This is a genomic window from Leucobacter sp. (assembly GCF_053528595.1).
Map to the genome: position 1 here is coordinate 53,557 of NZ_JAIVPF010000065.1, position 6,977 is coordinate 60,533.

Sequence of the window (6,977 nt, forward strand, 5' to 3'; positions counted from 1 at the left end):
CATCACATGATGGTTAGGCACACCTAATTTGTCAAACGCTATGGCCGTCCCCCGCAGCGCCTGAGCCGCCCCGCGGCAGCTCCAGGCCGAACCTCGTGTCTCCCGGCCGGCTCGTCAGTCCGACGGTGCCTCCGTGCCCCGCGACGATCGCGCGCACGATCGCGAGTCCCAGGCCGGTGCTGCCCGTCGCGCGCGCACGGGAGTCGTCGCCGCGGGCGAAGCGCTCGAAGAGCTCGGGAATCCGGTCCGGCGGGATGCCCGGTCCCGTGTCCCGCACCTCGATCACCGCGCGCTCCGGCTGCTCCTCCAGCACGACGGCGACGCGCGTGCCGGGGGGCGTGTGCACCCGCGCGTTCGCGAGCAGATTGACGAGGGCCTGGTGCAGCCGCCGCGCATCCCCCGCCACGACGACCGGGTGCGCCGGGGACTCGAGGAGCCACTCGTGATCCGGGCCCGCGACGCGGGCGTCGTTCACCGCATCCCTGACGAGCTCGGTCAGGTCGACGCCGCCGAGCTCGAGCTCCTGGCCCTCGTCGAGCCTGGCCAGCAGGAGCAGGTCCTCCACGAGACTCGTCATCCGCACCGATTCCGACTCGATCCGGCTCAGCGCGTACGCGGCGTCGTCCGGGAGGTCCTCGGCCATGCGACGGGTCAGCTCCGAGTACCCGCGGATGGAGGCGAGCGGCGTCCTGAGCTCGTGGGAGGCGTCGGCGACGAAACGGCGCACCTTGGCCTCGCTCGCCTCGCGCACCCGGAAGGCGCGGGCCACCTGGTCGACCATGGAGTTGAAGCCGGATACCAGCCTCCCGATCTCAGCCGCCGCACCGGGTCCCGGCTCCGCGGCCCGCTGCAGCTCGACGCCGCCGCGGTCCAGCGCGCTGCCCGCGATCCCCTCCGCCGTCGCCGCGACCCGCTCCAGGGGACGCATCTCGTGCCGGATGTACCACGCGGCGAGCGCCCCGAGGACGATGCACCCCCCGAGGGCGACGATCCCGATCGTGAGCGCCACCGTCGACACGGTCTGCTCGGCTCCGGCGAGCGGGAGGCCGACGATCACCGTGCTCGTGCCCCGCTGCTCTCCGACGAAGCGGTAGACGCCGTTCCCGGCCCCCGGGTCCACCTCGTGGCGGGGTCCGTCGCCCCAGCTGTCGAGCACGCGGATCACCCACTCCTCGTCCATGCTCTGCACGGTGTACTCGTCGTCGACGTAGACGCCCGTGATCCCGGACCCGTCGCCGACGATGGCCATGGCGCCGCCCACGACCCCCGGCCCCTCGAGCGCCCGGTGCAGCGCTTCGGCGTCCGCACCGGGAGCCGCCCCCGGCGCCGCGGCGGCGAACATCACCCGGGACGAGAGCATCCGCAGCTCGCCGTCCAGCTGCTGCACCAGCGAGGCGCGCAGCGTCGTAAGCGCGATGACCCCGATCGTGCCGGAGAGGAGGATGACGGTGAACGCGAGCACCGCCACGATCCGGCTCCGCAGGGACCAGGTGCGGGCGTCGACCGCGCGGCGGGCGGCGCGGAGCCGTGATCCGGCGCTAGGCATCGGCGGCCGGCTTCAGGATGTAGCCGGTCCCCCGGAGGGTGTGGATCATCGGGCTGCGCCCGGCGTCGATCTTCTTGCGGAGATAGGAGATGTAGACCTCCACGACGTTCGTGCGCCCGTCGAACTCGCCGCCCCAGACGGCGTCGTAGATCCGCGCCTTGCTGACCACCCGCCGCTGGTGCTCCATGAGGCAGCGCAGCAGATCGAACTCCGTCGAGGTCAGCTCGATGCGCTCCCCGTCGCGCGCGACCTCGTAGCTGTCGCGATCGAGCGTCAGATCCCCCACCCGGAGCACGGGCTCCTCCGGGGCGCCGAGCCGCCGACTCGAGCGGCGCACGAGGGCGTGCAGGCGGGCCACGATCTCGTCGAGGCTGAACGGCTTCGTCACGTAGTCGTCGCCGCCCGCGCCGAGTCCGCCGAGCCGGTCCTGCAGCGCGTCGCGGGCCGTGAGGAACAGCACCGGCACGGTGTTCCCCTCGGCGCGCAGGCGCCGGATCACCTGCAGCCCGTCGAGGTCCGGCAGCATGACGTCGAGCACCACCACGTCCGGCTCGAACTCCCGCAGCGCGGCGAGCGCGGCCGTTCCGGTCTCGGCGATGCGGGTATCCCACCCCTCGTAGCGCAGCGCCATGCCGATGAGCTCGGCGAGCGAGCGCTCGTCGTCGACGACGAGCGCTCGGACCGGTGTGCCGTCCCGGCCGACCAGCGCGGGCGGGTGCGATGCGCGTTCTCTCATGCCCCCCATTCACCCTCTTCTTCCTATGCGTCCGGCGAGTACCGCCTGAATCGCTCCCGTCTATCCGCCGAACCCGCCCGCGGGCGGCTGGAAGTCCCCTCCTCCGGGGAAGCCGCCGCTGGGAGGACCGCCGCCGGGGAGGGCGGTCTCGCCGGCCGATCCGCCCAGTCCGGCGAGACCGGCCGCGTCGCTCTCGCCGTCGTCGGAGACGATCTCCTGCGAGAGATCCGCGAGCACCACGGACTCCCCCTCCTCGAGCCCGGAGACGATCTCGGTGCGCTCGCTGCCGAGCGCGCCGAGCACCACCTCGATCGTCGAGACCTCGTCGCCGTCGAGCACGTTCACGGTGGCGGTGCCGCCGTCTCGGTGGACGGCGGAGGTGGGCACCGTCAGCGCGTCCTCCGTCGTCGCCGTCCGGATGGTCGGGCGGGCCGAGCCACCGACCAGGAGTTCGTCGTCCCCCGTCTCCAGCGCCACGATCACCGTGTACGCGGGGGTCGAGGTGGTCGAGACGTCGAGCAGCCCCACCGAGGAGACCTCGCCCGGGTACGTCTCGCCGCCCGCGTTCACGACGACGTCGGCCTCCTGATGCACCGCGAGCCTCGCGATGTCCGACAGCGGGATCGTCGTCTCGACCACGTACCCCTCTGCTCCGAGCACGGTGATGATCGCCGTCGAGGAGCCGGCGGCGACCGAGTCCCCCTCCGCGATCTCCACCGCGGCGACCGTGCCGTCGATCGGGCTCGTCAGCGCGGAGAAGGCGAGCCGGGCCTCCGCGAGCCGCAGCCCGGCCTCGGCGGCGTCGATCGCCGCCTGATCCGCGAGCAGCTGCTCGGCCGTGATGGAGGTTCCGCCGGATGCGGTTCCGGTTCCCCCGCCCGCGCCGCTCGTCTCAGGGGAGGTACCCGACTCGGACCCCGCGTCGCCCGCACCGGCGGCACCGCCCGGATTCCCCGCGGCACCGGGGTTCGCCGCACCGTCCGGATCGGCACCGCCCTGATCGGCGCCACCCGATCCCCCGGAGTCCGATCCCGCGTCATCCGACGGGGATCCGGCCTCCGCGAGCGCCTGCTGCAGCTCGGCCACCGCGGCGTCGAGAGCTGCCGCGAGATCCTGGACCTCCTGCTGGCCGGCACCGACCGCCGCCTGCCCGTCGCGCACGGCGGCGATCGCACCCTGGCAGTCGGCGAGCGCCTGCTGCGCCGCTTCGAGCGTCATGCCCGCGTCGACTCCCGCAGCGATCTCGTCGGCGCTCTCCGCACCTTCTGCACTCTCCTCCGGATCGCTGAGGACCGCGCTCAGGAACGGCGCGCAGGTGGCATCGGCCGCAGCGACGGTGCCGTCGGTCTCCTCCAGCGTCGCCTGCACCTCGCGGTACCGCTCGAGCATCGCCTGCTGCGCGTCGACGACGCGCTGCGCCGCAGCCTCGACGCCGGTGCTCCCGGACGCCGGGTCGCCCGCCTGCACCGCTCCGACGACCGCTGCGACCCCGCTCCACACGACCGGCACCAGTGCGGCGACGGGCAGCACCGCCGCCGGGGTCGCGGTCGATGCCGAGGTCTCGGCCGTCGCGCCCGAGGACTGCGCCTCCGTGTGCTCGGCCAGGGTCTGCTCCGCGTCGGCGAGCGCCTCCTCCGCCTCGGACACGGCGTCCTCGAGCTCCTCGCGGTCGAGGCTCGCGAGGGTCTGTCCCGCCCGCACGGCGTCGCCCAGGGCGACCTCGACCGAGGCCACCGTGCCGGCGGTCTGGAACGCGAGGTCGACCCTGCTGACCGCGGCGATCGTGCCCGACGCCTGCACGGTCTCGCTGACCGCCGCGCGCTCGGCGAGGGCGGTGCGGTATCCGGATCCCGCGGCCAGGGCCGAGGCGATCCCGGTGCCGGCGAACGCGAGTGCCCCGGCGGTGACGATCCCGCCTCCGAGGAGGAGCCCCCGGCGCAGTCGCTTGCGCCGGGGGCGCCGCGTGCGCCCGGCCTCGCCCGTCGCCGGGCCCGTTGCATCACGCGTCGCCGCGTCACCCGGGCTCGCGTCGCCCATCGCTGCTCCGCCCAGCGCCGCGTCACTCATCGTCGGCTCCGCGTCCGGGGAGGCCGCCGAAGCCGGCGTTGCAGCCGTCCTCGCCGGGCTCCGACACCGCGAGCGAGGTCGCGGCGTACCGGTCGCCGTCGTACTCGCCCGTGGCGACCACGCAGGCCCCCGTGGCGAGCGCTTCGCTCGTGGCCGCGGCGACGCGGGTGAAGGCGGTGGCGTCGTCGACGACGAGCTCCTGCGAGCTCGTCTCGCCGTCCATCGCGACGGCGTCGATCGTGATGGTGGTCTCATCGACCGCGGTCACGATGCCGGTGGAGAATCCGCCGGGGCCGCCGGGAGCCATCCCCTCCGGCATCCCCTCCGGTCGTTCTCCGTCCGCAGGCTGCCCACCGTCCTCCGGCGGTTCCGCCCCCTCCGGCAGCCCCTCGGGCGCCTCGCCGCCCGTCGGCGGCTCGAAGCCCTCGGGCATCTCGCCGCCCGCGCCGCCGCGGCCTCCGGGGCCGGAGGCGCAAGCCCCGTCGACGGCCTCGCTGATGGTCACGCCGGTGAGGGCCTCGGACGATTCGCCTCCGCCGATGCCGGTGACGCAGACGCCGACGGCGACATCGGAGAGCTGCGCCGCCACCTCCCGGGTGATCCCGGTGTCGGCGGTGTAGGAGACCGCGGTCTGCGATTGCGCGTCCTGCACCTGCAGCAGGCCGTCACTCGCAGCCGCGATCTCGCCGCTGACGCCCCGCGGCTGCGGATCCGCGGAGTTCTGCCCGCTCTCCCGGGCGGGTTCCGCTGCGGCTGAATCGGCCGGGCTCGACGAGCAGCCGCTCAGGGCGAGCGCCGCGATCCCCGCGGCGCCGATCACGGCGAGGATCCGGGTGCGTGTCATGTTCATGGTGTGTCCTTCACGAAGTCGGTCGGTGGGGTTATTCGGCACGGAGCGCGTCGATCGGGGCCAGCCGCGCGGCCCGCGTCGCCGGGTAGACGCCGAAGACGACGCCGATCCCGACGGCGATCGCGATCGACAGCGCGACCGCCACCGGCGAGACCACGATCGAACTGCCGATCGCGGCGGGAAGCGCCAGGGCGGCGCCGATCCCGAGCACGGCCCCCAGGAGGCCCCCGGTCAACCCGAGGATCGCGGCCTCCGTGAGGAACTGGCGCCGGATCGCCCAGCCCGGGGCGCCGAGCGCCTTGCGCAGCCCGATCTCCCGGGTGCGCTCCGTCACCGACACCAGCATGATGTTCATCACGCCGATCCCGCCGACGAGCAGCGAGAGCGCGGCGATGCCGGTCAGCAGCACGGTCAGGGTCTGGTAGACGCTCGTCGCGGTGGCGACCAGCGCATCCTGGCTGTCGATCGAGAAGTCGGCGCCGTCCGCCTCGGTGACGCCGTGCAGGTTCAGCAGCAGCTGGTTCGCCTGCTGGTAGGCGGCCGACAGCCGATCGGTCGAGGCGGCCTGCAGGTAGATCGTCGAGACGCTCTGGCTGCCGGTGCCCCCGACGAGCTGCTGGGCCACCGTCGACAGCGGTGCGATCGCGACGTCGTCGAGGTTGCTCGAGGAGTCGGATCCCGCGCTCGCGAGCACCCCGATCACCTCGAAGGCGTGCCCGTCGATCGAGAGGGAGGATCCGACGACGTTCGCCGTGCCGAACAGCTCCTGCGCCGTCTCCCACCCGAGCACCACGACCGCGGCGCCCTCGGCGTCCTGCGCGTCCGTGATGAACTCCCCGTAGGCGATCTCGCGGGAGCGCACGTCGAGCCAGCTCTCGGTCGTGCCCGTGACGCTCGTGGTCCAGTTCGTGCTGTTCGCCTCGAGCGACAGCGACGTCGACTTCTCCGCTGCGACCGCCGCGACGTCCGGCGCCGCGATCGTGCTCTCGAGGGCCTCGGCGTCGGCGCGCGTCAGCGTGGTGCCCGTGCCGAAACCGCCCCGGACCCCGTCGGTCCCCGTGCTCGATCCCGGGGAGACGATCAGCAGGTTGCTGCCCAGCGAGCTGATCTCCTCGCTCACGTCCTTCTGAGTGCCGAGCCCCAGCCCGACGGTCATGATGACCGCCGCGATGCCGATGAGGATCCCCAGCACGGTCAGGAGCGACCGCATGGTGTGCGCCCGCACGGCCGCCCAGCTCGAGTGCAGCGTCTCTCCCCAGTTCATCGCGGACTCACCCGCTCGTCGCCGCCCGCGCTGCCGTGGTCGATCACTCCGTCCCGCACCCGGACGATGCGCTCGGCTCGCTCGCCCACGTCCGTCTCGTGGGTGATGAGCACGATCGTGCGGCCCATCGCGTGGAGTTCGTCGAACAGCGAGAGCACGTCCTCGGTCGAGACGGTGTCGAGGTTGCCCGTCGGCTCGTCGGCCAGCACCATCGTGGGTTCGGTGACGAGGGCGCGGGCCACCGCCACGCGCTGCTGCTGTCCGCCCGACAGCTCGCCGGGGCGGTTGTCCAGCCGGTCTCCGAGGCCGACCCGCTCGAGCGCCGCCGCCGCGCGCTCGCGCCGCTCCTGCAGCGGCACGCGTCCGTACATGAGCGGCAGTGCGACGTTCTGCCACGCGGTCAGCTCGGGCAGCAGGTGGAACTGCTGGAAGACGAAGCCGATCTTGCGATTGCGCACCTCGGCGAGCTCCGCCTCGTCCAGCTCCTCGACGGCCGTGCCGTCGAGGCGGTAGC

At 73.4% G+C, this 6,977-nt stretch carries 6 protein-coding genes; all 6 read right to left on the reverse strand.

Annotation, left to right across the window (positions count from 1 at the left end; all coding sequences use genetic code 11):
- Positions 1-31: 31 nt before the first annotated feature.
- Positions 32-1,546 (reverse strand): sensor histidine kinase, encoded by a 1,515-nt coding sequence (locus ACWKZU_RS13685; protein ID WP_449282883.1) that lies wholly within the window; start codon positions 1,544-1,546, stop codon positions 32-34.
- Complete coding sequence (locus tag ACWKZU_RS13690) at positions 1,539-2,282, reverse strand: response regulator transcription factor (RefSeq protein WP_449282884.1); 744 nt, start codon at positions 2,280-2,282, stop codon at positions 1,539-1,541. Before ACWKZU_RS13690 ends, ACWKZU_RS13685 begins: the two co-directional genes overlap by 8 nt.
- A 60-nt stretch (positions 2,283-2,342) precedes the next feature.
- Entirely contained in the window at positions 2,343-4,349 is a 2,007-nt protein-coding gene (locus ACWKZU_RS13695) for an efflux RND transporter periplasmic adaptor subunit (RefSeq protein ID WP_449282885.1), read from the reverse strand.
- Positions 4,342-5,199, reverse strand: coding sequence for a hypothetical protein (locus ACWKZU_RS13700; protein ID WP_449282886.1), 858 nt, complete (start codon positions 5,197-5,199; stop codon positions 4,342-4,344). The genes ACWKZU_RS13695 and ACWKZU_RS13700 overlap by 8 nt, the downstream gene beginning before the upstream one ends.
- A gap of 31 nt (positions 5,200-5,230) precedes the next feature.
- Positions 5,231-6,463: an ABC transporter permease gene (locus ACWKZU_RS13705; RefSeq protein WP_449282887.1), complete on the reverse strand. Its 1,233-nt coding sequence runs from the start codon at positions 6,461-6,463 to the stop codon at positions 5,231-5,233.
- Positions 6,460-6,977, reverse strand: a 518-nt coding sequence (locus tag ACWKZU_RS13710; protein ID WP_449282888.1) for an ABC transporter ATP-binding protein, incomplete at its 5' end; no start/stop codon positions are given. The genes ACWKZU_RS13710 and ACWKZU_RS13705, both read right to left, overlap by 4 nt.

What these genes read in the sequence shown, in the direction of transcription:
- ACWKZU_RS13685 (WP_449282883.1), bottom strand. Translation starts at nt 1,546, where the DNA reads ATGCCTAGCGCCGGATCACGGCTCCGCGCCGCCCGCCGCGCGGTCGAC.
- ACWKZU_RS13690 (WP_449282884.1), bottom strand. Translation starts at nt 2,282, where the DNA reads ATGAGAGAACGCGCATCGCACCCGCCCGCGCTGGTCGGCCGGGACGGC.
- ACWKZU_RS13695 (WP_449282885.1), bottom strand. Translation starts at nt 4,349, where the DNA reads ATGAGTGACGCGGCGCTGGGCGGAGCAGCGATGGGCGACGCGAGCCCG.
- ACWKZU_RS13700 (WP_449282886.1), bottom strand. Translation starts at nt 5,199, where the DNA reads ATGAACATGACACGCACCCGGATCCTCGCCGTGATCGGCGCCGCGGGG.
- ACWKZU_RS13705 (WP_449282887.1), bottom strand. Translation starts at nt 6,463, where the DNA reads ATGAACTGGGGAGAGACGCTGCACTCGAGCTGGGCGGCCGTGCGGGCG.